At 36.3% G+C, this 26,144-nt stretch carries 15 protein-coding genes and 1 CRISPR repeat array; of the genes, 2 read left to right on the top strand and 13 right to left on the bottom strand.

What is annotated here, in order from left to right:
* The first annotated feature begins 17 nt into the window (after positions 1-17).
* Positions 18-914 carry a sulfite exporter TauE/SafE family protein gene (locus tag ACSVDJ_RS08650; protein ID WP_439168067.1) on the top strand — a complete coding sequence of 299 codons (897 nt, stop codon included), beginning with the start codon at positions 18-20 and terminating at the stop codon, positions 912-914.
* A 23-nt stretch (positions 915-937) separates the two neighbouring features.
* Here the strand turns inward: ACSVDJ_RS08650 and ACSVDJ_RS08645 are convergent, their stop codons facing one another.
* The 12 genes from ACSVDJ_RS08645 to cas9 form a co-directional block, all read right to left on the bottom strand.
* Positions 938-2,560 (bottom strand): DUF2339 domain-containing protein, encoded by a 1,623-nt coding sequence (locus ACSVDJ_RS08645; RefSeq protein ID WP_439168066.1) that lies wholly within the window; start codon positions 2,558-2,560, stop codon positions 938-940.
* Positions 2,561-3,111: 551 nt separating this feature from the next.
* Entirely contained in the window at positions 3,112-3,483 is a 372-nt protein-coding gene (locus ACSVDJ_RS08640; protein ID WP_439168064.1) for an rRNA methyltransferase, read from the bottom strand.
* Positions 3,484-3,508: 25 nt separating this feature from the next.
* Entirely contained in the window at positions 3,509-4,288 is a 780-nt protein-coding gene (locus tag ACSVDJ_RS08635) for an LAGLIDADG family homing endonuclease (protein ID WP_439168062.1), read from the bottom strand.
* A 200-nt stretch (positions 4,289-4,488) separates the two neighbouring features.
* Positions 4,489-7,047 (bottom strand): BREX-1 system phosphatase PglZ type A, encoded by a 2,559-nt coding sequence (pglZ, locus tag ACSVDJ_RS08630; RefSeq protein WP_439168060.1) that lies wholly within the window; start codon positions 7,045-7,047, stop codon positions 4,489-4,491.
* Positions 7,048-7,165: 118 nt separating this feature from the next.
* A complete protein-coding gene (locus ACSVDJ_RS08625; protein ID WP_439168059.1) occupies positions 7,166-7,402 on the bottom strand; it encodes a hypothetical protein in 237 nt (78 codons plus the stop codon).
* A gap of 179 nt (positions 7,403-7,581) precedes the next feature.
* Positions 7,582-11,148 carry a BREX-1 system adenine-specific DNA-methyltransferase PglX gene (pglX, locus tag ACSVDJ_RS08620; protein WP_439168057.1) on the bottom strand — a complete coding sequence of 1,189 codons (3,567 nt, stop codon included), beginning with the start codon at positions 11,146-11,148 and terminating at the stop codon, positions 7,582-7,584.
* A 92-nt stretch (positions 11,149-11,240) separates the two neighbouring features.
* Positions 11,241-14,810 (bottom strand): BREX system P-loop protein BrxC, encoded by a 3,570-nt coding sequence (gene brxC / locus ACSVDJ_RS08615; protein WP_439168056.1) that lies wholly within the window; start codon positions 14,808-14,810, stop codon positions 11,241-11,243.
* Positions 14,811-14,837: 27 nt separating this feature from the next.
* Complete coding sequence (gene brxB, locus ACSVDJ_RS08610) at positions 14,838-15,416, bottom strand: BREX-1 system protein BrxB (protein WP_439168055.1); 579 nt, start codon at positions 15,414-15,416, stop codon at positions 14,838-14,840.
* A 2-nt stretch (positions 15,417-15,418) separates the two neighbouring features.
* Positions 15,419-16,021, bottom strand: a complete 603-nt coding sequence (gene brxA, locus ACSVDJ_RS08605; protein ID WP_439168053.1) for a BREX-1 system RNA-binding protein BrxA — start codon at positions 16,019-16,021, stop codon at positions 15,419-15,421.
* A gap of 273 nt (positions 16,022-16,294) precedes the next feature.
* A CRISPR array of direct repeats spans positions 16,295-18,640; the repeat unit is 36 nt; unit sequence GCCATAATTCCTCTATAAATCTTGGTATGGTATGAT.
* Positions 18,641-18,794: 154 nt separating this feature from the next.
* Positions 18,795-19,103, bottom strand: a complete 309-nt coding sequence (gene cas2, locus ACSVDJ_RS08600) for a CRISPR-associated endonuclease Cas2 (RefSeq protein WP_439168051.1) — start codon at positions 19,101-19,103, stop codon at positions 18,795-18,797.
* 4 nt (positions 19,104-19,107) lie between these two features.
* Positions 19,108-20,010 carry a type II CRISPR-associated endonuclease Cas1 gene (gene cas1, locus ACSVDJ_RS08595; RefSeq protein ID WP_439168049.1) on the bottom strand — a complete coding sequence of 301 codons (903 nt, stop codon included), beginning with the start codon at positions 20,008-20,010 and terminating at the stop codon, positions 19,108-19,110.
* Entirely contained in the window at positions 20,000-23,233 is a 3,234-nt protein-coding gene (gene cas9, locus ACSVDJ_RS08590) for a type II CRISPR RNA-guided endonuclease Cas9 (RefSeq protein ID WP_439168047.1), read from the bottom strand. The genes cas1 and cas9 overlap by 11 nt, the downstream gene beginning before the upstream one ends.
* 399 nt (positions 23,234-23,632) lie before the next feature.
* Between cas9 and ACSVDJ_RS08585 the strand changes: the two genes are divergently transcribed.
* A complete protein-coding gene (locus tag ACSVDJ_RS08585) occupies positions 23,633-23,842 on the top strand; it encodes a hypothetical protein (protein WP_439168045.1) in 210 nt (69 codons plus the stop codon).
* A 186-nt stretch (positions 23,843-24,028) separates the two neighbouring features.
* On the opposite strand, the gene ACSVDJ_RS08580 is transcribed toward ACSVDJ_RS08585, so the two are convergent.
* On the bottom strand, positions 24,029-25,789 hold the full coding sequence (locus ACSVDJ_RS08580) for a hypothetical protein (protein ID WP_439168043.1): 1,761 nt from the start codon (positions 25,787-25,789) through the stop codon (positions 24,029-24,031).
* Between the last annotated feature and the right edge of the window lie 355 nt (positions 25,790-26,144).

Genomic DNA, 26,144 nt, shown 5'->3' with positions numbered 1-26,144 from the left:
AATGGAGGGAAGCAACAATGGAACGCTTTATCATTTTAATGCTCGTTGGATTAGCCGCACAGCTTGTAGATGGAGCACTTGGCATGGGGTATGGATTAACATCTACTACTTTATTATTGACAGCAGGCATCGCCCCAGCTGTTGCTTCCGCTTCTGTTCACATGGCGGAAGTAGTCACCACCGCAGCATCAGGTGCTTCCCACATCAAATTCGGAAACGTCGATCAACAAATGCTGAAACGACTGATTATCCCTGGTTCAATCGGCGCGTTCTCTGGTGCGACCTTTTTAAGTCATTTAACAGGAGAACACGTCCGGTTATATGTATCGATTTTCTTAGTTGTGCTCGGTCTCTATATTTTATTTCGCTTTCTTTGGCTGAAAGATGCAAGAAAACAAGAAAATAAGGCGCTTTCCAATCGATTTTATGTCCCACTGGGCTTTGTTGCTGGCTTCTTTGATGCCAGCGGTGGAGGAGGGTGGGGACCGATTGCGACACCTACTCTACTTTCACAAAAAGGAATGGTTCCCCGAAAAGTCATTGGTACGGTCAATACGAGTGAATTTGCGGTTGCCTTATCTGCTACAATCGGATTTATGATTTCTTTAGGTCCCTCTCAAATTCACTGGTTATGGGTCGGAGCGATCATGGCTGGTGGAGTTATTGCCGCTCCCATCGCTGCTTGGATCGTCAAAAGCTTGCCGACAAAAGTGTTAGCGGTGATCGTGAGTGGCATGTTGATTTTTACAAATGTTAGAGCGATCTTCAGTTATACGACGCTTCAAAGTCACATAACGACAATCATCTATGTCATGATCGCCCTCATTTGGGGATACATTGCTCTTCTTACTATTCAAAAGGAGAAGCAATTGAAACTGTCAGTTCAACAGCTAAAGTCAAGAAAAACATCCTGACAGTGGCATCAGGATGTTTTCGTTTATTTCTTCTTATAAAATGTTCTTGAAACAACTAGACCAACGAAACCTAGAGCAATAAAGAGACCCGCTCGAATGGCCAGTGGAATATACGGCATATCGTAAAGAACCATTTTCAATAACGTTAAAATTAAGAGTGAAACCCCTATATATTTTGCATAATTGAATGTTTTCTTTAAACCAATCGCAATCGTTGTAACGGCTAAGCTGATCCAAACGACATTGACCGCTAATCGTTGCTTATTATCTGGCCAACCTTCAACGACAGCCATCGTCAATTCCGTAGAGAATATAAGCACTAATATCGTCAACAAGACACTGCCATATTTCAATGTTCGCTCTCTCACTGATGCGTGAAGCTGATATGTCATGCTCATCCCTAAAACAAAAGTCGTTAAGAAAATGAGCCAATTGACGGTTTCATTAGATAAAGGAGTAGTGATAACCTCATTAGCAATCAGCACTAAACCAGTAAAGACATAAATAAAGATCGCGATTCCTTTACTCAAATCATTTCCATATTTTAAAGAGACATAATAAGCGGCAAGCCCTTCAATTAACAAGAAACTCATTTGCAAATCTTCATTGACCGCATGCAAAATTAAGAAAGTGAGTGCAATGATGACACTCGTTAAAAATATCGGGCGCTTCTTTACATCTTGCTGATACTTGCTCAATAATAGAACATACATCACCACAATCATCACAAAAAATAATGAAATCCAATGCTCAGAAAAAGTAGAGTAGACCCAAGCCGATGTCACAAGCAAACTAGCAAACACCATACTTGCGTGCAGATCGATTTGTTTTTTTTCCTTTATATAAATATACAGCAAACACCCATGTTGGATTAAAATAGGGAAGGCGACATAATACTCAGCCGCAAACTTACCTTCCACAAATACATAACTAGAAACATAGAATACAAATAAAGCAAGATTTAATAAAATCGTGGAACCGTAATAAATGAATTTAAACTGAAACTTCACAGATAGAAACAAAAACAGGACGTATAACAGCGTTTCATAGCCTAAAAAGACATACATATTTGGCGTTTCACTTTCAATTAAGAAAGGAACTAATACGCCACCGACCATACTAATAAAGCCCAGCACTTCTGATCGATGCTTTTTCGTCAGCCATAGACCAACCGCGATCCAAGACACATTCAATACAAAGGCGAGCGAAGGACCCACCATATTATACAAAACATGCATCGCAAACGTCGTCAACATCAGTAATGGCACGGAGCCGCCCAACAATACATAGCCTAGTTTTTCACGATTATTTTCCATTTGTTGCTGACCAATTAATAACAGAAGGGAAGAGACGATAAAGCCTAACGTCACTTTCACCGTTTCATTCATTAAGCCATAGTCGGAAGCGGCTTTAAATCCCCATAAAACCCCGATAATAAACACAAAAATAAATACGCGAGGCAGCCATATTTGAAATAAAAGTTTTTCCCAATCGACCGAATCAACATCTTTATTTTGATCGGTAGCTGGTGATGGGGAAGTAGTAACCACTTTTTTATTTGTTGTTGTTTTTGTTTCGATCGGGAGCGGCTGCGTCACAGTGTTATTGTTCTCTAATACATCAATGCGGGCTTGCAGCTCTTTCATTTGCGATTCTAACTGAAGAACCTTTTCCTCTAAAGGATGCTTAGATGACTCCAGACAAAACACCTCCTAAATACTAACTTAAATTTCCACTAATACTCATTATAAGGGAATAGAGGTAATGAAATATAGTTTTTTTCAAAAAACATTAGAATGATCTAGTACACAAAATATGGAGATGAAGAATTTTTATTCATGAAAAATAATATTGTTCCAAAAAATACAGTGTTTATAGAATAATGTACGGATAAATATTCAAATATTAGTCGTGTTCTCAAATTTAACATTTTCATGAAATTAATCAGTAAATTTATATATGAAAAATATCTTGCTGGAATTTTTGTATAAACACGCTAAGATCATTAATCATGAACTGATTATGAAATTCGTGAAATAATTGATTTAAATGAATCCATACTTAAAATTTTCATTCTGTCTCATTATTAGTAGTATTCTTCTATATTGAGACGGAATGATGATATTTTAATTAACTTCTCATAATCTATATTATGTCGGGGGCGTTGTTTTAAAAAACAAAATAGAGTACTTACACTCTACTCTATTCGATGTCGATAGCTTTTATTTTTAATCGACTCTAAGTCAATAAATTGAACGCTGTATTCAATAACATCATTAATAAACAAACCATGCTCCTTCGCAAACTCTTTCACATCATTTAGCAACTCTTCATCGTATGTTGTTTTATATTGAACTCGATCTTTCGGCCTCGTTTTTTTATCAAAAGTAATTACACCTTCAGCCAACAGATTTTCCAAGCCGCTCTCCAGCAAATAGTTCACATGGGTATCATGCTCGTCAGCTAATTCACTGAGCCGCTCCAATAACGACTGGCTAATATTCGTCCGAAACTTGATTCTTGATGGGTCCGTCGTGTGTACGGATCTATCATTGTATAATTTCCACATATAAAAAACCGCTCCTTGCTTTTAGTTATTCATTTTTAAACACATGCTGTATCATGCGTTCTCGTTTATATATGACGTAATGATCACCAGCATTAGCATATACGATTTCTGCTAGTTTAGGAAGTTCATATTTTCCTTTGACCCATACACGATATATAGTTTTTCCAGTTTGACTAACTGTTAAAGTAGTTTCGGTATTCAAATTCCATTTCTTAAATACATCATTAAGCCCTTCAGCAAAATGTTTACTTCCGGTTGTTATATTCATAACATATCCAGTTTTTTGTACCCAACCGTCTCCATCAACAACTCCTCTAATAAAAGACGGTAAAAATTCATTTGGCACATGAGGAAATGGAACAGTTAATGACTTATTTGGGGTAATACCCATTTTTTTTAGATCTTGTTTTATTTCTTTGGAATTAATAATCAAAGTTGGAGTAGATCTTGTTGGAGCTACTGGTGCCAGTACGTAGTCTGCTTCCATACACGTTGCTACTAGACGGAGAATTCTTTCATCTTTTTGGGTAAGTGAAATGCTGTGAGTGTTACTATGAATTGTCCCATCTGTCGCAAACAACCCTAATACCCATGCCATTTCTTGAGTCCATACTTTAAAGAAGTCTTCATTGACCTTATGCTTACGAGGCTGCCCTGAGGATTTTACTTTGACTCCATGTTTATGCAACACATTACGAATCGCTCGATCAGAAAGACCGACGATAGGCAGCATCTCCTTATAGGATACCCCCTCCTTATATAGCTTAATAATCATTTCATCTGTTATTCCCGGATTTCTCGGCATACAAGTTCCCTCCAAATAATAACATGATTCATCCATTTAGCTTTATTATACCCTAAAAAGAACGTTTGTTCTATATGAAAGTAAAGAATATTCAAAAAAAAAAAAAAAAACGCTCACTCGATGTCATCAATAGACAAAAAAACTGACCTAAAGCTGTGTTTTAACACCCTTTTAGGTCAGCCGCTTTTCGTCATTCTATCCTAAAAACCAAAATCATTGGTAATCGCTATATCAATCGTAAAAGCTATTTTTTCATAAATATTTTCAGCCGTTTCTTCTTCATCTTCTAATACTAAGTAATATTTCTTTGTTTTATCATACGTCATACTTTTTAAGACAAATTTTTCTTTAAACGTGCGATCTTCTGGTTTAGAAGATGGACTGTCGGCGATGATAATATTCTCATTCGAAATTCGATTTCCCTCTTCGTCAATGACATACACATTTAAACGTAGAGGCTTCTTCTTATCCTCAAGCTTTTCCGTTTGGAAGAACTCTAAATAAGTCATACTGTTCGTTATTTTTCTGGTTAAGCTTGTTAATTTGACTTCTACTTTCTTTACATCATTTTTGCTGGATTTACTGCGATCATTTTTAAACTTAATCACAGGTACGACAATTTCTTGTAGCATCGCCCCACCGTGAACATAATTCGCTCCTGCGCCTTGCACAGCAAAACGATTCGCTCCTCTTGGTACAGTGACATACATATTCGAGCCTTCCCCTAACACACCATCCATTGAAAAGCTCATTGTTCCTTCTAACGACTGAGCTGTATTTGAAAGAATAAATCGCCGTTTCTGAATACCATCCTCCACCGCTTCTTTCCTTACTTTATCACTTGCTTGCAGCGGATCACGATGATAAATAAAACCATGATCCGCTGTAATGAGCATATTCGAAGCACTCACCGTATTGATCAGCTGATTCACTAATAAACGAATCTCTTTCAATGCTTGTTCAACCGCTTGAAACACTTCATGCTCAGTTGCCGCATGATCCCCCCTAGCATCAATCACATTATGATAAATATAAACGACTTTCTTTCCAGAAAAAGCTTGGCGGAATTGTTGACGGTTCATGGTAGCTAACTCTTTATATTGGATCGCCATCGAATCTTTACAACGTTCAGCAAGGATCAAACGACGGCTGTCCGTACTAGATGCTTTATATCCATTCACACACACGTCTGTCTGCTCATTAAAAGTAATCGTTTGATGCGGAAGCAGAGCGGCCATCCCTAAATCTGTATACGAAGGAAGAACCCCTTGCAGAGCGACAATGTCCGTTGAAGCTTTTCGTTCCACATTTAACACATCACATAACTCCTTTGCCGCTTCATAACGAAGGGCATCTGAAACGACCACAAATACTCGCTCTTCTTTATTCACAAACGGTTGCACAAACGAGCGGTAAAACGTGTGCTGCGAGTCCACCCCAGCAATCGGCCACTCCATTTCACTTCCAATCGCATCCGACCACTTAATGGCTAATTCATTCATGTACCCATTCGTATACGTATTCTCTACTTTCTCCCGAAGCGCGATCAGCGGCTCTTTGTTCTCTATTTGATCAAACGCCACATAAAACTTCCGATAGGCGGTATCAATCTGATAATATTTGCTCACATACCCTTGGAATAAGTCCAATGATTGCGCCTCATCAATCGAGTAATGAAGCTCATGTGCCTGTTGAAATAACTGCACCGCTTGATATAATGCTCCATACTCATGTTGCAAGGCACGAAACCAATGCAGCGTTCTTCTAGCCGTAATTAACTCTGTATACGCCTCGTAATCATGAATATCAGCTAACAATTGCTTTGTAATATAGTTGATAATGCTTTCATCAAAGTAACGGAATGTATCTGATGTTATGTAATCAGCCATTTCTTTACTCTCCATATGCTCTCTAACTTTCACACGCACTTCAACCTGGTCTGCTAACTCGTTATAAATCAAAACGTCTGCGCTATGATTCATAAACTGATCCATTAATACGATACAATTCGTCGGCTTGGCGGAAATATAAGGCCGCCATGGCATCGGAAGCTCCCCGCCTAATGTTTCCGCTGTATAAGTTAACAGAAAGAAAATAAACAACGTTTCAATTGACCGGTCTGGTAAACGATAGCCGTAAGCTGTCTCCACAAGCTGCCAAAACGTCTCTTCATCGCCAAACTTTTGAATGCTATCCCAGCATTTTTTCGTTTCTTGCCGTTGCTCACGAAACAACGCTTTTAATACTTCATCTAAGCTCACTACGCTACATTTACATAAAACAGCTAACACAGCCAAATCGACTTGCTCTTCCGTATACGCCTGTAAGTTATACGCTTTAAACGCCGCATACCGCTCTTTATTATTAAAAAACTTCGTATACTTCTTAAATACATCCCGTAACACCGCATCATTCGTCACACCTAAATCACGCATCATCACCGTCATCTTATCTGTCGCAAACTCTTGGCTATATTTATAAATATCTAATAGCCAATCTTCTCGTGTTGGAGGCTTAGCCATATTCGCATAGATCAAAAAATGAGACGTTGTATCTACTTTCTCTAACTCATACTTCGTCGCAAACATATTATGCGTCGTAAGCTTCCAAACTCGCACACCTTCTAACGCTAATTCAGCCACTTCCTCGGTAAATTCACCCGCTTCATCATACCAAAAGACAATATGTCGTTTCTTTCCCTCTATTAACTCTTGAGCAAATGTCTCCTGTAAGACACGCTTCATTTCTTTCGTATTCATCTATACCACCTCTTGCAAAAATGGTTTAGCCCAAGAAGACTAAACCATTTTTAAGCTTATTTATTCTTTGGCGCTACTGCCGATACATGAATCCATTTTATCATATCTCTCTCACATTTTAGCGATTAAAATGCTGTGGTAAATCAGACACATAGCCTTCTTCACTATTTAACTGTTCTAGTTCTTCTCTAGACAATGGTTCATGATCCTGATCTGCCATATCAATCTTTTCCCAACCTGTCATTTGCTTTTTTGAACGTTGAACAAGAAATTCTAAAAAGTCAAAAGCCGCTTTTTCATCTTGCTGATCAAGACGATCAATCAGCCGATATAACTCTTCTTTGCTGATAGCCATGTATAACACCTGCTTTTGGTATATTTTTTCATATCCGATAACTTATAAAATGAAGTTAGCATGCCACACTCATATAAGTCAATAAAAGGTAAACCCGAATCATCCCCACCCGTAAAAATAGGTAGGGATGATTTACACTTACCATGCGGCAAGAAGATAGATAAGTCTATTAGACAACATCATATTTTAGCTAATAAATTCGCCTTCAACGGCTTTTTCCCTTCTCCTTGAGGAATCTCAACATCTTGGAATTTGGCATAATTCACCTTTACGCCATCATCCAGATCAATCGCCATCTTTTGATTGGCAACATGAGCAATCACTTGATCATATTGCTGGCACTCCAGCAACTGCTTCTGCAGCTTTTCCTTCGCTTTCTTCGCACGCGTCTTCTCTTGAGCAGAAACATCCGACTCTAATAGCACATCGAGCCGAACCATTTCCGCTTCATACTTCCGCTGCAACGTATGAAGATAATCCGTCCGCACTTTCGCTACCGCTCCTACATCATAACGATGCATATAAATCAGCGCCTTAAAGCCATCGTTTTTGCCGCTATCAAACAGCCAGTAAATCGGCCGTTTCTGGTACGTTCTCACATGATCTTTGTAAAAATCTTTTAAGAAATAACGGCGGATGCATTGACGAGACGTCTCATTCGCTTTCTTACTTAACGCTTCTGCGATAAAGTCTAGATTCTCTTCCAACGTTTCCTCACTAAACGTCACACGAACAAAGTCAATAAAGCGGCTAACGATATCATCTTCAAAATACTCATCATCCGTAATTGGAATGACATTATCAATATCTGCTTTAAACGTTGTATATTTACTCTCATCAAACTCGCCGCCTGCAAATACAAGACCTTCTTGATCTAAAGAATAGCGGCCGAGCATGCAGCCGACTGCGTAGGAGATGAAGGATTTAATGTCTCGTTCTTTATCGGCTAAACGGATTGTAACTTCTTTTTCATCTACTTGTGAAACTATTTCTCCTTCTAATTCATATATCTTAATAAAAATTTCATTCAGTCTTTCCTCTTTTTCTTTAATTTTTTCAAACTGCTCATTAGTATAATTATTCCACTTCTGAAATGCACAACTAAATTTTTTTTCAAAAAAATTAGGATTTAAAAATGATATTTTCGAAAAAACCCACGATGTTTCATAGCTTTCCCACTCAACTTTCGAAATGGTTATACACTCTTTAACAATCTCCTCAATTTCTTCTATCTGAAAAATTTCACTAGGTACAGGTATACTAATCATATCCCCTGGATAATAATTCATTGTTGGGTTAGTTAATTTTAAAAAGTAACTACCAACTTTTGAGGATAACATACCTAAAATATAAAATAACTTTTCTTTTTCAGAAACCAAACATATCGGTCCTGCATCATCAAAGAGAAAACCTTTTGGACTGTATCTTCCAGCAAAATCTCCTGACGTAATTTTAGTCCATGTTATTCCTTCTTTAAAACTGAAATCTAAATTATAATTATGAGACCTAACTCTCCCATTAATTGAATTGTCATTAATAATTTCATATCCATCTTTTTCCCAATTAACAACGTACTCTATATTTCCGTACCACTTTCTATAAGTACCCCCTTTTTGATATGGGTACCATTTTTTTAAGCTTGTTTTTAATTCTTCTCTATCAATGGCATTAAAATTTAACAGGTTTATATCAACTTCATGCCACAATCTTAAAAAGCGATTGTTATCTCCTGTGACCATTCCAATTCTAGGTTTAGCATGATCACCCAAAAATTCTTTTTTTTCATATAAAGAAAGTATTTTATGTCCAACCCAATATGCAAAAGTTAATCCCGGTATCTTCCGAAAAGTATCCATATTAGATATAAATCGGTTACTCTTATTGAAATATTCTTTCTCTTTTAAATGGGCATTCTCAAAATTAACTAACCTTATATAATTAGCATAATAATTACTATTTTGTTTGTTTGATAATACAAAAGCAGTAGATTGTACAACCTCTCCCCCAATTTCTTCAAAAGCTCTTGTACCAAGATGTAGCATAGAATTCACACTGACATACTGCAATAATTTTTTTCTTAATTTTTCAAATCTAACCACAAACATCCAAGAGTGTTGAGTTATCATTGATAGTAATTTACCTTCTTTGGTATACCCTATACATTTTTCCATGAATACAGTATATAAGTCTAATTTTGATGCTGGATAGTATTTTTTTATATATCCGTCCAGATTATTATTCATGTTGGAATTACCCATATAAGGAGGGTTAGTTAGCACTACATCAAATTTCTTACTCATTATCTTTGCTTGCTTAATTAGAGAAGGTATCTGCTTAAATAACGAATCTTCATGCTGATAGAAGAACACATCACTAACCTCCCCATTCTCTTGAAATTCGTGAAGTTGTACTATTTTTTTTTGTAAAACCTCAAAGTCAACCGCTTTCACATCAAGAATCGACCCAAACTCCTTCGCATCCTTAAACATATCGATCAAATACTCCACTTCTTCTCGATCCAGCGTATCCCCAACGAAATAATCAATCGCCTCTTGCGGAATCCCATTACTCTCTTGGATCGAGCACACATTCAATTCAACTGACTTACGAAAGATACGCCTGTTGTAACTACGCGCTTTCATCATTAACGCAAAGTAAGCAAGTTGAGCGGCACGGTCGTCAATATCTAGCCCATATAAGTTTTTCTCTAAAATCAGCTGCGGGATGTCTCGTTCGGCATATCCAGCTTGCTGATAGATGCTGTAGAGGACATCAAACGCATATACAAGAATATGACCTGAACCCATACATGGATCTAATACAGTAATGTCTTCTGGACTTAGTTCTTTATTTTTTAATTTTTCTAATTGCTCTTGCACTTCTGGTTCTTGTTCCGCTTCTTCTAAGTAATATTTCCACTGCTGTTGTAGTTCTTCGTTTGGATGCGATTCTAGCCATAGACGTCCTAGTGAGTTTTCAACCATGTATTTGACAATCCATTTTGGTGTGAAGAGCTGTGTAGCGGCTGGGATGTTTTCTTTTGTGATTTTTTTGTTTTTCTTTAAATCGGCAAATACTTTATCTTTTTTCTCAGAAATGTAGTATTGATACAACCATCCAATAATCTCAACTTGCTCTTTCCAATCATCTTCATCAATGTCGGAAACTAAATCACGAATCACTGACCCTTCCGCAAGCAGTTGATCCGGTAGCAATAATTCTGTATAGTCTTGAATCTGCTCAAACATCATCGGCATGATTTCGCCAAGTTTGTTGCATTGTTTGACTAAAATATATTTAAATAAATCTTCTGTGTTGCTTTCATCTTGCCGGCGATACACGATATCTACGTTTAAGTCTAGTTCATCTGCCAAGTTTGTGACTTCTGCGATGGCATCCGGCTCATGTTTCCCTTCTTGAACAGAAGAAAGCACACGTACGCCCGTCGGAAGGTATTCATTCACTTCCATAAAACGAATGGCGATGAAGCGGTTAAACCATGTGTAAGCGACTTCTTCCATCACTTGATCGAAGCCTTTTTCCTCGATTTTTTGAATAAGTTTATTACGTTGCTCTAGTTCGTAGCTTTTAAAGAACTTTTCATTGATACGAAAACCACCTTCGTATGTTTCCGGTTGTTTGATTTCATCTCTAGTAATACCGAGCTCGTATGCTTTTTGTTCGACTGCATCGATTAATTTTGTACGAGCGGATACGGCAAAGTTTTTAATGGCTGTTTTATTCATTTCGTTTTCCTCCGTTTACTAATCGAAAAGCAAAAGGCACTACAACGCCTGTCGCTATATATTGAAAGGGAGGAGCGGTCCTCCCTCTTTATTTACACGAGTTTAATCACTGCCACATCCTCTAATTCCCGCTGCAACTGTTTGCGAATTTCATCTAAAAATGCTTCGATATCTTCTTCGCTTTCAATTGTTTTCGTCCCACGAATGAGCGTGTTTTTGCTGAGGGTTTTCTTTTTTGGCACATATTTCTCTTTCGGCTCAACGACAGTCGTTCCGCCCGTTCCAGGATTGGTTACAGGTGGTGATGTGACTGGCGGTTTTCTTCTTTCTAGTTCATGGCTGATTTCATCAATGCAACGGACTTTCAAACGGTCACTTTCTGTTTGCATCGCAATCGCTTCGTAGAAGTTATTCACTTGACTGAGGCGATCTTTCAACCGATCAAAGCTTGTTTTAAATTTATTGAAGAGCACATTTTTAATCTCTTCGTGTTTATTTAATTCTTCTAAAACAATGTGATAATCCGCTTCAATTGCTTCTTTGATTGGTTCGCATTCTTTTTCTAACAGCTCAATAAATAAGTCATTGAACTCGTTAATTAAGTTAGGTAACTGATGAATATTTTTGTACGGCTCTTTATGTTTGACGATTTTAGAAATGCGGTCAATCACCCCTGTGACTTTCTGATCCGTTACATAGGTTTGGTTCTTTTCAAAAATATCTAACCGCTTGACGGCATCGTCATAAATATCTCGCTGCGTTTCAAAGAACGCTTTCACTTGTTCGACGTCTTCCGCGTAATCTAAGAAATCATCTTGTAGTTGTTTCGCTTTATTGTAGAAGCTCGCTGTGTCTGAGATATTTAATAGTTGTTCGATCGCATCTTTCTCATCCTGTAACACCTCTTGTCCAGGATAAAAGGTGTTTCGGTAGTTTGCCAGCAATACGTTCATTTTGTTTTGTTCGGCAGTTAACAGTTCCCTAAAGCGATTCATTAAACCGTCTTCATCCGCTGGTAATGCGGTAATTTCAAACAGTTCTTTACATAAATCTTTTACTATTTTTATTAACGATGGCGCAATGCGTTCGCGGTTTTTCACAATCACGCGTTCGACATAATCGCGTTTCGTTAAATAATTGACTAAGTCCCGTTCTTCAGTTGTTAAATAGCTGCTGTTGAGCTGTAATTTAATTTCTTGCCCTTTGAATAGCTTGATCATGAGTGCCACGGTATCTAGTTCGTTCCATCCGTACGGCTGTTTAGCAAAGTGTGCTGTTATGCTTTTGACCGTCATGGACTGGTTGCGGTTCGATAGGCGTTCAATATATGTATTCACTTCTTGTAAGGCTAGAGCGTTCGGGTCTTCTTCATCCATTAACGTTAACTGTTTTGGCTGTTCAGCTAGCAGTTCATTTAATTGCTTAGCCGTATCAATAAATGATTTCACATAATGAAGCTTGTTGTATAACGTATCAATTAATACTTTAAACGCATCATTGATCCGATCAACTGGATTCTTTTCTTTCACATCAAGCAGCTGCGAATTGACGAAAATATCCGCCTGTTTTAACGCTTCCGTCACATACGTCCGTACGCGTTCTTTCCGTTCTGTCACTTCTCTAGATTTGCGTACTTTAATGTCTTCGATCGCTTGGGAGACCGCAGTGCCGCTCTTAATTTTTAAATACGCTTGGATTTTTAAAATCTCTGTCATTTCATCTAAGTAAGAAGTGTCATGTGGCAATTTTAAAATGACATGATTTTCGCGCATTGACATCATTTTTAAGGCGGCGTCATTTAATTCTGTTGCCGCATCGAAGTACGGTGTAATGATTTTTAAGCCAATATCATGCGTCTGCATACCAATCGGCCGATCATCAATCACTGTATTAAAGCTGAAGTGATGTTTCGATGAATAGCGATATTTTTTATCTTGATAAACGCCATTAAAAATTTCATCGCCAATTTTTTGAATCACTTCTGCTGTATCGACGTGCATATTTTTAATTTCTCGGTTAATATCTTGCTCATCATTCGTTAAAAAGATGTATTCTTGTCCGTTTTTTTGGATGAGCGTTTCTTTACTTAGTCGAATTAACGAGCTTTCAATTTGCTTTTTCAGTTCAATTTTGTCATCACTGATATGTTGGATCATTAGAGTGGCGATGTTCTCTAAATTCGCCGGTAATTCTTTCACATATTTGATTAGAAATAACAGTTTCAACACTTCTACATCATATTCTGTTAATCGATCGTTATTTTGCGCATGAATAATGACGGTACGAATGCTGGAATCCAAAAAGGCTTCAATCGTTGCATAGAAAGCTGAAAACGGAATGAGTGTACCTGTGTCATTTTCAGCATATTTCATCGCTGATTCTTGGAAGGCACTTAATAAAGAACGTTCTCCTTCCGCTAAGTGTTTGCCCGATGCCCCATGAATACGGATGCCAGTAAATACTTTTTGCAGCAAGTTAAATTGATACGGAATGAATGGATACACATCCACAAAATCCTCTTCATTATTAAACGTCTTCATCTCAGCTGTATCACCTGAGAATGTAATTAAGTTCTTTAAAATGGAACTGTTGTCTTGGTGCAACAATTTTAGCGTCTGCTTGCCTGCTTCATTTTTTAATAAGATCCGTTTTTTAATGACTTCATCTACGTGGGCGCTAGACAAGCTTAAACGTGTATCAAACCGGCCTTGGATTTTCGAAAAGTCATTTCCGTTCACATTGATAACGGAATCAATGTCTTGCTGGCTGGTGACGAGTACCCATACCTTTCCACCGCACTGCGTTCCAATATCCTCTACCACCGTTTGAAGGTTGAGCATGAGCTGTGAGTCATTCCCGATATATTGACCTAATTCATCGATTAAGAAAACAACGTGGTGATTACTCCCTTTCGATTCAACATATTCACGTACCCTCTTCGCAAAGCGGTCAATACTAATGAAGTAATCGACTTCAGCTCGTTCATACCAATTGCGCGCAGCCTCTTCGCTCATTTTCGTTGTTTTGGCTAACGCTTCAATAATCGAGTCTTCTTCATAATAAAAGTCTTCACGTGCTTGTTCCCATGTATTGCCGGACAATTCTTCAAAGGCTGCTTTAAATTCTTCATAGCACCCATCCTTGACCATTTGGCGTTCTAAATCTGCCACCCAAGGAATAGAGCCGCAAAACCCCTGCATTTCGTTAAATACTTTGTTAAACACTTTCACAATCGCATTTTTATCCGACTTTGAATCCGACTCGCTTTTGGAATCGATATTAAATAGGATGACATCCGTAGTTGTGTTCCCAGCTAGTTTCATATCTGCCAAAACCGTTGGGTCTAATACTTTCTTGTCAAAGAAAGAAAGAGCTTCTTTGTCTTTTACTTTTTTATTCTCTAATAAATAAGAAAGAATTTTCAAAAAGTGCGATTTACCTGATCCAAAAAAGCCCGAAATCCACACACCCATTTTATCTGTATGGCCAGTGATTCCCTTTTTGTAGGATTGAAAGAATTCACCCATATGATGTAGCAATTCATTCGTCACTACATATTCGTCTAATTCTTGATAAACGTTTTGTTCATCATCTTGGCCAACTTTAATAACTCCTTTAATATCACGATGAATCGCTTTTTCAAACATCTTTTGAATTTGCATATCTATTTCTCCTCCAAACCGTCTTTTCTATTTATCAATCAGTTGAAAGGCTCTGTAATAATTATCATCCTTGATTTCTCCAAATAAGACAAGTTCCAGTCCATCATAGGTCCCAGGAAAAAACATGACTAATGGAACGTCCTCGATCGCTTTATGTAAATTATTCAAGATTGTATGAGAGCGGATAATCGGAAACGCTTTACCTACACCTGTTAAAAAGACAATGTCATTCGGTTGCACTCTTTCTATAATATACTTAACGACTAAGTCATTAGTACTAGTCAGACGCAATGCTTTTCTTGTCGCGTTTAAAATGAACTCACTGCCTTTTTTCTGCTCCATATCAATGTTTTTTTGAAGATAGCCTTTACTATCCAGTAGTTCTAACATAATTTCATATAAATCAAATTCGCGGATCGTCATGGACTGATCGCCACTTAACCGCTCTTTCATATACGAAATATGCTCTCTCACAAGCATTTCATCCTTTGGATGATAATCAAAAATATAAAAACCAATCTCATTCCCTAATCCTTTATTTTCACGAAAGGACGGATTCATAACCTTTGGTAAAATCTCATCTAATCGATCCTGAATTGTTCTCATATTTATTCACCTACTAAAATGTCCATATATATGTGATCACCGAGATCTCGAATATGTTGTACGGTTTCCATATCAACAAGCGGCCTTTGAATTTCTCTGTCTCCTTTTTGACTTTTCAGGAAACCCGCCTCAAATAAAATCCTAATATACACTTGTTTTAATTTATAAAAGGTATACTCATTCCACGAGACAATTTTATCACTTTGTTGCTGTTTATACTCAAAAAACACATTAAAGTCTTTATCTGTCAAATATGTCTCTCGAAACATAAATTTTTCTTTAAACACTTCATTCATAAATTCAAAAAATAAACGATCGGTTTTCATGATGGCATACAGCACAATCACTTTGCCCGATTCAACATCTCCATGTGCGACTTTGTCAATTAAATAATCATCTAACACCTTTAACCGAGCCAATATAATTGATGCAATTTCCTTTTTTCGCGCTTCTGTATTCACTTGAAAGATATTTTCTACAACTGCTTTCTCTTTCACTTCAAATTCTTTTAACCCTTGATATAAAAGGCTTGCGACCTTTTTTGTTTCTAAAAAAAGAAAGGGCCTGGACTTAATTGTAGACTTATACTCTTGTTTTTTTACCATTTTTCAACATTCCTTTGGTCCACTTTTTGATGATTTTATTGTAACCCTTTAAGGTTACAAATAAAAGGAATTTCTCTACAAACAGAAAAACCAGCAATATTTTGAAAACATTGCTGGTTTTTATTACTTGTCCAACTTAGAAAGCAAGAAGAAATGTCGAACAGAATAAATTTTCTTTAAATGTTGTTGGAGTATGATCGACTATGAACAAAACAACGATTATAAATCTTGGTATGGTATGATTTAGTCAAGGAACATACAGTTAAGGTGAAGGCCATAATTCCTCTATAAATCTTGGTATGGTATGATTGACACAAACAGTAATGAATCGCAATTTAAGCCATAATTCCTCTATAAATCTTGGTATGGTATGATACGTTCTCGATGTATCCTTGTAATTGATCTGCCATAATTCCTCTATAAATCTTGGTATGGTATGATCAGTGTGAAAGGGGAAATACACATGAAAATGCCATAATTCCTCTATAAATCTTGGTATGGTATGATAGAAGGTGTAATGAAAGTATGGAACTACTTGCCATAATTCCTCTATAAATCTTGGTATGGTATGATAAGAACAAGCGCATCACCTACAACGCAAGAGCCATAATTCCTCTATAAATCTTGGTATGGTATGATAGCGAAACGAAATTTAACAGTCAAAGGAACGCCATAATTCCTCTATAAATCTTGGTATGGTATGATGACAGCCGGACTGGTTCCTGCTACACTCGCGCCATAATTCCTCTATAAATCTTGGTATGGTATGATCATACAATTAAGAACTGTTAACTCTCTATCGCCATAATTCCTCTATAAATCTTGGTATGGTATGATAATAGAAAGCGATGAGGTTCATCCTGATCTGCCATAATTCCTCTATAAATCTTGGTATGGTATGATTATGCTTGATGAAAAACAGTGTAAAGAGTTGCCATAATTCCTCTATAAATCTTGGTATGGTATGATATCGGCAACGGAGAAGTTCCGCTACTTGAAGCCATAATTCCTCTATAAATCTTGGTATGGTATGATGCCGATCATAACTGTTGCTGTTTGCATCGCGCCATAATTCCTCTATAAATCTTGGTATGGTATGATAACTCCGTCCAATGTCGTATAATTTGTCTGGCCATAATTCCTCTATAAATCTTGGTATGGTATGATGTAAATATAATAGGAGGGATTTACTATGTCGCCATAATTCCTCTATAAATCTTGGTATGGTATGATTATACTACTTGTGATTGTAATGATGATTTTGCCATAATTCCTCTATAAATCTTGGTATGGTATGATAAACAGCGGGATGTCTACTTTCCTCATGATGCCATAATTCCTCTATAAATCTTGGTATGGTATGATATCTGATAACGATTTATCTGAAGCTGAATTGCCATAATTCCTCTATAAATCTTGGTATGGTATGATAAGGCGAAACACAAGATCAGTTGATGAAACGCCATAATTCCTCTATAAATCTTGGTATGGTATGATTCTAAAAAAGAAAATTACACGTTGGGGATCGCCATAATTCCTCTATAAATCTTGGTATGGTATGATCCCGCTGTCTTAAATTCCATCCCTACACTGGCCATAATTCCTCTATAAATCTTGGTATGGTATGATAATCGGTTATGAGGACAAGATCACTTACATGCCATAATTCCTCTATAAATCTTGGTATGGTATGATGCATAATCCAAGAATCCCATGAAGGGTTCAGCCATAATTCCTCTATAAATCTTGGTATGGTATGATGTTAGATCAAATTGATAAGTCTGACTTCGAGCCATAATTCCTCTATAAATCTTGGTATGGTATGATTAAGGGATGGTGATACCATGTATAAACGCCGCCATAATTCCTCTATAAATCTTGGTATGGTATGATTGTCAATCACATTAGATATGGTGAACTTGGGCCATAATTCCTCTATAAATCTTGGTATGGTATGATTCGTATTTTTAAGAGGAGACCATAAGTATCGCCATAATTCCTCTATAAATCTTGGTATGGTATGATACGCAAGCGATTATGACTTCTGGAGAATCAGCCATAATTCCTCTATAAATCTTGGTATGGTATGATGAAGTGTTGATCATCAACGTGCCGCCTCGAGCCATAATTCCTCTATAAATCTTGGTATGGTATGATCGCTAAACAACTTTCAATGTTTAATGATATGCCATAATTCCTCTATAAATCTTGGTATGGTATGATATTGCAGTCATAGACACTGCTCCCCATGTCGCCATAATTCCTCTATAAATCTTGGTATGGTATGATAGGACAAGGGGAAATGCCCGCGTAGAGTGCGCCATAATTCCTCTATAAATCTTGGTATGGTATGATAAGAGCTACGAGATGAGTACCAACGAGACGGCCATAATTCCTCTATAAATCTTGGTATGGTATGATTGTGATGAAGATGGAAAACGGGCTTTCGACGCCATAATTCCTCTATAAATCTTGGTATGGTATGATATTCTGCATCCCGTGGCGCGCTACTTGAAGGCCATAATTCCTCTATAAATCTTGGTATGGTATGATCTTTGTAGAAGAAATTGCAGAAGGAGCTTTGCCATAATTCCTCTATAAATCTTGGTATGGTATGATACGTGGCCCGAAACCCCTTGATACTCCTCATATCACGGGGTTTCTTTTTTCAAAAAAACGTTCTCAAATATGCTGTTTTTCGGGCTTTCACATTGAATTTTCTCAATACTTCTCCAAAATAAAAAGCACCTGCAAGAATTGCAAGTACTTTTCATTAGAAAAAGTCCGTTTTATTTGATCCTAGTTGCTCATCAATCGTTTGAACCCCTAACAAAATATCCATGCTTTCAAATTGTTTTTCTGTTACTTTTAGCGCTCGTATCGCTCCATTCACACTAGGAATATTTTGTTTAAGTCTTCTTAAATGCTTCTGTGCTCCTTCTTCTCCATTGCAAATTCTTGTGTAAACAGAAAACTGTAGCATCGTATATCCATCTTTTAATAAAAATTTGCGGAAACGGGTATAGGCTCTTCTTTCTAATTTGGTCATGACCGGCAAGTCAAAGAAAACAAGTATTCTCATAAATTTACTCATATGTGTGTGATCTTAACGTAATAAGTTCTGGTAATACTAATAGTGATGCATCGTTTTGCCGGCATGCCGATACATAACTTTTTACCATTTGCTCTACACCGTTTGTCAGACTTTGTCTTTCTTCTTTCCATATAGCCTCAATGTTTAACACGGAAAAGAGTTGTTCTCTAATTGTAGAATCCCATTCCGTTTCATCTGATACATTTAACGCAACGATCACATCGACAAATGGCCTTAGCACTTCCATAAAGTCATCTGCTAGGTTAAACGCATTCGTTTGACTGTCATGAAAAACACCAATACTTGGAGTGAAGCCATAACGTACAAGTGCACGAGCGGTTAACGAGCGAACCAAACTGTAACCATAGTTTAACGAAATATTACGGACGTCCTCTTGTCTGCGATAAAAGTTAGGGCCAAATAATGCGGTGAAATATACTTTGGCTCCATAGGCTTCTCGATTTGTTCGATCCCCTGACTCTACACTTCTGCTAATTGCATATAGTTTTTGCGCCTCTTCTCCTTTGTTGATCAACTCTAGACAGCGGGCCTGATTTTCGAGTTTGCGAATCACAATTTGTTGCCAAATTCTCTTTTTAAATGGTTTTGATAAGTTTAGTTGAACATCTAATACCGCTTTTTGGCGAGAATGCCGATGGAAAGGCTGCAAAATTCCTGCAGGCAGCCTTTTCCGATCACAAATAATTAACTCCACATGATATTCTACACATTTACTTAATAAAGCCGTTGTAATAGTAATTGTCGGATCTTCTATTGTAATTGTACAAATATCCTCTAAAGGAATGCGAGCTGTCTCTTCTTGCTGGATCAGTAATTGTTCATCACGCGTTGAAAGCTTACTTGGTTTGCGAATAACAATGTGTCTAAATGCCATGGCGCTTTTCTCCATGTACTTTAGTCACATTACCTAATGGATCTACTTGATATTTCTCGAATGTTACTAATCTTTGCGTACCTATCTCATCTTCAAAACTATTCATATGATCTATTAATTTAACCGCTGCAGTGCCTGAATGCACTCCTTTAAAATACATCAAACTCTCTTGCCATACATACTTTTCTTTCATGTATGTTTTCGTTTCTTTTTCTTTAGGCATTTTAACTTTAATTAAATCATTAGGATACAAGGAAAAAAGAAATTCATAGTCATCCGTGATTTTTTTCCATTCACTATATGGCTTTCCGGGCGTAATAAAACGCTCCGGAACTCTCTTACTTAAAACATCTGCTACATAAACAGGCGTCAAGAAAAATCTCCCCGTTTCTTTATGCCGAAACACTTCTGTCCTTGCAATACTCGCATGATCAGCAGCTGTTTTCTCATCTAACATCACGACGCGATTCGCCTTATCCTCGATCTTCACAGAGCGAATAATCGGTGCGCTTGCTGGATTTTTCGCTGGTTTATATAGCGGCGTGTGAAAAGCTTTTTTCTTATCTTTACCATATTCTAAATATCTATTTTTAATCGCTTCATATGTTTTCCTATCTGTTTCTTTTCCGAACATCGGGAAATCACCATTTTTATCAAACGGAATTTGATCTAAACGGACTTTTTTAACTGTACGGATATAGCCATCTTCAGTATAGCCCCGAACCCGTTTTAATGTTTCTTCGTGAATCTGTCCTTTTATTGATAGTTTTGGCATTCGCGAAACAAAAATAGGTTTCAGTTCTTCTATGAATGATTCATCATAGGTTTCTAAGTTTAAACTTTCCATGGCTAGTTTCAGCTTTTCAGGATCTTGCATCATTCTTATTTCTAGTTCATGAATAAATCCTGGCCAAGGCTCTGGGAAGAATTCACGTTCGCGTTTTAACTGATTATGCGTATGCTCTTCGCGGCGTTTGAAATAAGCACTCACTCTATGTTTAAATGGTAAACTCACTGCAACAATAACTGCATCTAGTGCATGATGTAAATCATTTTCATTTCGGTTTTTATTAAAACCCCAACGCTTTCTCATCAATGACGTATATGCACCGTTTACCGTATGTACATATTGCTTTCTGTCTTCTTCTGTACGAAATTTCAAACGATCTTCAATAAATGATTTGATGTAACGAGTAATATAACGAGTATCATTTAAGTGTCTAGAGCGGAACTCTTCAGCTTGCTCGTCATCAAAATCCTTTTTCAACAGCAAGCTTTTTTTCTTTTTGGATACTTTCATTGTAGTGACAAAAGACATAAATCGTTGCCATTTCATTTCATCATGATCGAACCATTCATAAGGTGTGCGATTTTGCTTATTTTGATTTTCAGCAGCAAGAACAAGAACCTTATTGTTGTTACTGTCATCGAAACTGCGGCTATATGGAATGATATGATCTACTTCGGAATAACCAATATCAAATAGTCGTTCTACTGAAATAGGTTTAAATGAATACGCACAACGTTCATTTTGCTCTTTCCAAAGTTTATACTTTAAAATATCATGACCTCTTGGATCGCCTTTTAATAAACCTAACTCTGCTATATGCCTTTTTGTCCCTTCATTCATTTCTCGATTTTTGTTATATTGTTTTTCAAGTTCTTTCCGTTCTTTATACACTCTTCCCATTTCTCGCGCCAGCTCAATATAGATGGCAGAAGGGGATCCGTATTTTCGTATAATTCCATTAATAACTTTCCTTACTTGTGACAAAGAACGAACAACGACTGGATTAGCAATATCTTTCGTTGGGATCACAGGTAAAAAATATTGTTTTTCTTTATTTATCCTTTGATTAAAAGCATATCCCGCTTCCGCACAAGCTTGATGATAAGGCATTCCTTGCTCCATGTGTGGCAAAATATTTTTAAGTGCTTTTAAAGACAGATGACCAAATTTAGCAAAAGAAAGCTGGAGCAGTTCTTCAGTCAATTCTTCTGTATATTCTCGATTAGCTAAATTCAACACCTTTTTTCCGTTACTAGATACATAGCGATTTTGTAAATAATCTCGAATATCTTGATCGTCTTTAAATACGGTTAAAGCGTATGCAATTGTGTCTAAATCAACGGGCCGATATGAATCGTTGATATTTTTTCCTTCTACTTTTTTAATAATCGTTCTGATTTTATACTGACTTTCTAATGAAAGGAATGTTCTGTTTTCATTTTTTTCGTTTGATTCATTGGGGTCGTAATAAATTTCATTAAAACGTTGGTCATCCGTTAATTTCAATAATTTACGTAGCTCTTTATATTTCACTTCTTTTTTAGAAAAGAGAGAATTTAATATCGTATCCCGTTCTTCTTGTGTCAGCGATCTTGAAGAAGCGGTTACTGATAGGATTCTTAAGCGATTTAATTTATCCATCGCTCGAAAACGTTCAAACGTATATGTACTTTTCGGGGCTCTTTTTTCTTTCGATTCAAATGTACAATATCCTATTTTTTTAGCGATATCATCTTTCGTCGCAAAAGGTCTTTGTGAAGCCCAAATATTTATATAGGCTTTCTCGTTTTCTAGCGTCGCAAAAGCATGACCATACTCCCTTTGCTTTTCAAAAATAAGATGAATTTCCCGTTCTAAGTCACTTCTTGCAATAACATGTGAATAGTCGCCTTCTTTATTCCTTTTACGTCCCTCAAACTTCTCATCAAAAAGGAGCATTTCGGCAATGGTCTGGTAGCCTTTCTCCTCCATCAGCTGCTTATTTTCTTGAACAGCCGATAGTACCACTCCATTATCTCCCTCTTTTAATTCGCTTTTACGATTCGATTTGAACCCTCGATTTTTAGCTAAATGAATTAATATGCGAGCAAACTCACGATCCGTTAGTTTTCTTTCTAAGCCATTCACTCTTATAAGCCAAATATCTAAATCTTCCGCCTTCCAGTCATATAACTGTTCCATTTGAACTTGTGTCAAAAGACCTTTTTGAATCATCAGCTGTCGAATACGTTCAACGCGGTGACGTCTTCGTCTTAATCGCTTCCGAGTAGAACGCGCTTCTCTTCTTGGAGTAGATAGAGGAGAACCATCTTTAGGATGTTCCGCTGCATCAAATATGCGGACTCCCATGTCTTCAATTCGTTCTATATCCTCATTAATGACTGCCCAACCAACTGATGCTATTCCTATATCGAGTCCAATACTATACTTCATCTGCCAGCACCTCTTTTTGAAAATTCAGGGTTTTGGGTATAAAAAAATGACTAAACAAAGTTAGTCATTTTTTTATAGGGAAATCCGATAAAATCGGAGTTAGGCGATCCCCAACGCCACGGCATAAAGCCTTACCATAATAACTCTATTAAATCTTGGTATGATATGATACAGTGGCTTCCTCAAACCACTATATACAATATATTACTTTTATAGAAAAAAGTAAAGAGGAAATCTCATTTTTCTATTTATTTTTTAATAGGACCTTAGAACCATGATGAGAAATTGCACATTTTTCATCATAGTCTAGATATATAAATCCAAGATAGCTATTCAACATGTTTAAACATTATCTCAGGTGCCCATACTGCCCCTAGTAGAAAAAAGGAGAGATATGAGATGAAAACTTTACAAATAACAAAAACTCACGGGTTAACGACAGATCATTTGCACCAAATGGAAAAGCGTACAAAAGAAGCTGGTGACCGTACACGTCTTACTGCTGTTCATCTTGTAATGGAAGGTTATAAAGCGATTGACGTCGCCGCCAGGTTGAATATTCACCGTCAAAGTGTCTCAACATACGTTATTGAGCAATTTGGCGTTTAGATGACAAGAGAAGGAATCCGTGTCATGCTTCATTGATAAGGACAACATAAATTAAAATAACCATCGGAATCAGTTGGTATATTTATAGAAAATGAAACATTACTCATCATCGCAGCTCTTTTTTTCATACGCAGTAAACGGTATTATATCTTTTCAATATACAAGAACTTAAATTTTTAAATTCTATTAAAGGAATTTTCTGATAGGAAAAGCCGAAAATTGTTCCTTTTGTTCAGGATCTAAAGATTTGAAATTAGCTTTTGCTTCTGATTTATTGTTCAACATTAGATTCGCACACAGTTCTAATAACGTATTAGAAGCCATTACTGCAGCTCTTTTTATTTTAATAATTTCATTCAGTTCCTGTTCACTCAACCTTTTACCTTGTCTCATCTTAGTTTGACACAAATTAATAAATGCAATTGACCTTTCATCTTCAACTAATAAACAATTGCTAAGTAAAGTTGAGGCAATCTCGAGTAGCCTTGCATCTCCTGTTTCATCGAAGAGTTTTAAGCAATCCAAAGCATAGTTATTTATATACCCGAATGTAAAATGATTATAATCCATTTTGGAGGTTGATAATGAACTAATTACTATAGTCTGATTATAGTTAATATAATTCAATAATTCCTGAATAGGAATCGATAAAAATAAACTAATTTTAGTTTCGTTTAATTTATCCTTTAGGCCCATTGATATTTTATTTGATATTTCTGCCGAAAAGATATTTGTAAGCTTTTCTTTTTGAGTAGAATTAAAGTAAAGATACACTTCGTAATTATCAAATACTTTTAAGGATATCAAACCGTTCCCTTTAATTTCTTTTGGGATTTGTAGCAGCTCATATCTTTCATTGTTAAATATAAAAAGTAACTCTAAAAATTTATCTACAAAAGCTTCATTCTTAAATTCATATTTCAATGGTATACCTAATATAGAAAATAGTTTTTCTAATTGAAAAACGGTTTTTAATTGATTTTCTACATTCTCCTGTATTTTTTTACTCGGCTTTTCAAATAACTTTTCACCTATGTAAAACGGTTGTTGCTCATCGTTTAAAGACGACAAGAATTGTCTAGAACGCTTAATATCATACAAGTTGGTTAGTTCTTCAATCTGAAGATTACTTCTTTTTCGATTGTCTTTGCAGCTAATAAGAATGAGGTCCTCAATTTTTATAATTGTTTCTGATGAATTTCTTGTTAGTGAATAAGTAAAACTGATGCTTTCATTACCTATATTTCTCTGTATAACGCCCTCTTCTAAAACACTCGAAATAGTTATGGAGTTAATTGGATATACACGTCCCTTTTCTTCTCCATATACAAATGCAGAACTTCCAAGAATATTTTTAAAATCATTAATTTTATCAATATCTTCTTCGACTAAATCAAGGAAAGTTAGTTTAAAATCTTGGAATTCCTCTAATTTATATTCATGTTCAATTAGAGATAATGATTGTTTTTTTGATTCTTCTAAAAATATACGGCAAATTCTTGTCAAATGGTCCAATGTATCTATATAGTTAAATTTAAAGGTTTTTGTAGCCTTTCTCGACTTTCTTTTAACAACCTCTTTTAATTCTAATGGGAGTAACATTCTATAAAAAATCCTTTTTTGGTTACTTGGAGTAATTAAAACGACAAAAAACAAGACACCACTCTGAGCGTAATAAATATCTAAATCATCCATATCAACGGGGTAACTACATCGATTAAGCTGCTCTCTATCAATAGTTTTACCCTTTACCTGGACAGGCACTGAACCTATTAAGTTCTTTTTAATAAGATTAGGCACACTATAAATATCTATAGTACCGTCATAAGAAATTCCTTTATCACCCATATTAATATTGGGATCTAAGCAAGTATTTAAAGATGCTGCCAAGGATATAACAGTTGTTGCTGCTATTTTTTCAATTACTGGACTATTATAATTTTTCATTACACTCCTCCGTAGATTTATTAAGAATATTTTCACTATACCAACTAGAGATAAGGGCAGACCCGTATTTATTTTCTACTTCTTTTGTAATTAAAATAATTAACTCGTGTTTGAATCTTGTTAAAGCTACATATAAATAATTCATCATTTTATTATGATCCGTTTTAATTTTAAAAAGATAATCAGCAAGGTCCGTTGTTAAAATGAATAAACACCTTTCCCACTCTAAGCCTTTTACCTTATCAATAGAATGTACAAGAAACCCATTTTTAGGCCTCCAACCTATTTAATTCAAGTGAAGCATATAATCGACCTCTATATTGTTTTGATAGTTCTAAAGATAAAACTTGGCCAA

Origin of the sequence: Bacillus sp. Hm123 (genome assembly GCF_051842975.2) — a bacterium.
Lineage (GTDB): Bacteria > Bacillota > Bacilli > Bacillales > Domibacillaceae > Bacillus_CE.
Note: the sequence above shows the minus strand (reverse complement) of the source record. Positions and strands in the feature narration are given on the sequence as shown.